Annotated in this window: 2 protein-coding genes; both read left to right on the top strand. The window is 68.1% G+C overall.

Features of this window, described 5'->3' with window-relative positions; translation table 11 throughout:
• A partial coding sequence (locus ACWGH4_RS34620) for an SAM-dependent methyltransferase (protein ID WP_453467820.1) occupies positions 1-669 on the top strand: 669 nt, incomplete at its 5' end.
• 587 nt (positions 670-1,256) lie between these two features.
• Positions 1,257-1,853 (top strand): SMI1/KNR4 family protein, encoded by a 597-nt coding sequence (locus ACWGH4_RS34615; RefSeq protein ID WP_453467818.1) that lies wholly within the window; start codon positions 1,257-1,259, stop codon positions 1,851-1,853.
• Positions 1,854-2,036: the final 183 nt, after the last annotated feature.

Below are 2,036 nucleotides of genomic sequence, written 5' to 3'. Positions count from 1 at the left end.
GAGCAGCAGGTGACGAACACCGCGTGGGACATGTACTCGAAGCAGAAGCCTGATCGGCGACCGACGAACGCCGCCGGTGAGACCACGTGGTTCAACTGGACCCAGTACCCCGACCACGGGCCCGGTGCCGAGCTCCTCGGCATCGGTCCCGGTGCGAGCGTCTTGGACCTCGGCTGCGGCAAGGGCGGCAACCTCGCCCACGTTGCCGCCCTCGGCGCCCGCGCGGTCGGAGTCGACGTATCCCGCGCACAGCTGAAGGCCGCCGAGGCGCGCTGGGCCGACGCCGGCCTGGTGCTGCACCGCACGGACGCCGTCCGGTTCCTCGAGGAGATCGGCGAGCACTTCGATGCCGTCTACTCGGTGTACGGCGCGGTCTGGTTCACCAACCCCGAGGACCTGCTGCCCGTCATCCGGAAGCGGCTCAAGCCCGGCGGCGTGTTCGCCTTCTCGCAGCGTCCGGCCGTCGAAGGTTGCTACGGCTGTCAGGCCTCGTACATCAATCGCTCTGAGGACGAGGACCCGCTCGTCGTGAAGCGCTGGGACTACGAGCCCGAACGCTGGGCGGAGGTCCTCCGCGAGCACGGATTCCAATCGCCCGTGGCGAGCGTCCTGCCCGCGCCACCTGGCCCGCGTAAGGTCGGCACGCTCATCGTCCGCGCCCAGGCCTGAACAGGAGAGCCATGTCATAGGAATGGCTCGATCCGAGATACGCATGGCGGGCCAAGGAGTCGAACCTGCCACAGCCGCCCACCCGGCGGAAAGCGACCGCACCCCACGTCCCAGAGGCGATGCTCTAGGACCGCCCGAAGCGCCGCGGCCTGCTCCGCCTTCCCGAGCACCTGCAGGGAACGTGTGACCGGGTCTGTCAGCCGGGGCCAGTACGGTACCTGCCGGATCGCGGCCATGAGGAGTCGAGTTGTGCGTATGAGCGAGCTTGTCGGGCAGGTGGTGTCCGAGCGGGTGCGGGAGTATTTCGCGGAAGTCGCCGGTGGGTCCCCCCGTCCCGTGATGCCGAGGCGGAAGCCCTGGCCGCGCTGGAGCGGCGCTCTGGCCAGCCGCCTTTTTCAACCTGCCGCTGGGGCTGGGCAGTTGTAGTAAGTACTCACTTGGTGGGTCAGTGCTCGAGGAGTCGAGCAGTGGCGTGAGCTGCCGGTGGTGGGGCGGACGGTCGGGGTGTCCTTGAGTCACTCGCCCCATTGGGTTGGCGCGGCTAAGTTGGCGGCGCAGATCCCCGCTGGCCAGGCCTGGAGTAGTGCATGTCCTCGTTGGATGAGTTGCAGGCCCTGCTGGGCGAGCCCGTCGGCCGGCAATCGGACCCGGACGACTGGCGTGAAGTCGAGCGATACCTGGGTTCCGCTTTGCCGAGCGACTTCAAGACGTTCCTCAATGCCTACGGCAGCGGGGCCATCTGCGGTGAGCTCGTTGTCTTCCACCCCCGTGGATCAAGCCCTTTGTTGGAACGCATGCGCAAGACGCACCAGACGTTCACCGAGCATCGAGCCAGGGCCCTGAGCTTCGGGGACTTTGAACATGTCCCGTATCCCTTTCACACCGAACCCGGTGGGCTGATTTCATGGGGGTACGACCACAGCGGAGACGAGCACTTCTTCCTGCCCTGCGATCTGGACCCGGACCGGTGGAAGGTTGTCACGATGGTCCATGAAGAGGGCTGCGAGACCTTCGACGGCCCGTTCTCGGCCTTCGCCCTCGCCTTCGTGCGGCGGCTGCTCGACGTGGACCGGTACCACGGCATCGAGCCGGAAGCCCTGGAGTACCTGGAACCCGAGGACCTTGAGGAACTGGTCGCCGCCGGAGAGATCGGCCCCGTCCAGCCGGGCTTCGAGCCGTTCTGAACGGATCGGCCCCGAACGACTTCCCGGCCGACACAGAGGTCGCCGTCGAACACAGAACGCGGCGCCAGGCCGACCGGAAGATCCGGCGGCCCGGCGCCCGCGTGCGGGGGAGCCGGCCGTCACCCCACCCGCCCCGCCACCTCCCCGACCGCCCGCACGATCGCCTTGGGGGCCTCCAGCGGC

This window comes from Streptomyces sp. NPDC054847, from assembly GCF_053610925.1.
Note: the sequence above shows the minus strand (reverse complement) of the source record. Positions and strands in the feature narration are given on the sequence as shown.

What these genes read in the sequence shown, in the direction of transcription:
- ACWGH4_RS34615 (WP_453467818.1), top strand. Translation starts at nt 1,257, where the DNA reads ATGTCCTCGTTGGATGAGTTGCAGGCCCTGCTGGGCGAGCCCGTCGGC.